A 440-nucleotide genomic window follows, 5' to 3' on the forward strand; every position below is an offset into this window, starting at 1 on the left:
CCAAGCAGTATGATGAAGCCTTAAGAATTAAAAAGACGATTGAATCCCTCAGAAAAAGGCTTAGCTTAAGTGAAGATGAACTCAAAAAGCTCAAAGCTGAAATTGAAAACGCCAAGCAAAGAAAAGAGGAAATTCTTAGGGAGATCGAAGAAATTGGAGAGAAAAAGGGAGAGTTAAAAAATGCCACAAGTGAGAAGAACAAGGCTATTTTGGAGCTTAGGAAAGCTAGGGGCAAATGTCCAGTTTGTGGAGCTGAACTAACAGACGAGCATAGGGAAGATTTAATCAAAAAATACACTCTGGAAATTGAGAGCTATGCAAAAGAAATGGAGCAGCTTATGAGGAGAGAAAAGGAACTTAGGGCTGAGCTTGTAAACATTGAGAAGATACTAAAAAAGGAGAAGGATGTTATAACTAACGAGGAGATTCTCAATCAAATA

1 pseudogene is annotated in these 440 nt (G+C 37.7%); it reads left to right on the top strand.

Annotated elements, in window-relative coordinates:
* Positions 1–440 (top strand): annotated as a pseudogene (locus E3E28_RS10865) (ATP-binding protein); the annotation flags it as partial.

Source organism: Thermococcus sp. 21S9, from assembly GCF_012027635.1.
Classification (GTDB): domain Archaea; phylum Methanobacteriota_B; class Thermococci; order Thermococcales; family Thermococcaceae; genus Thermococcus.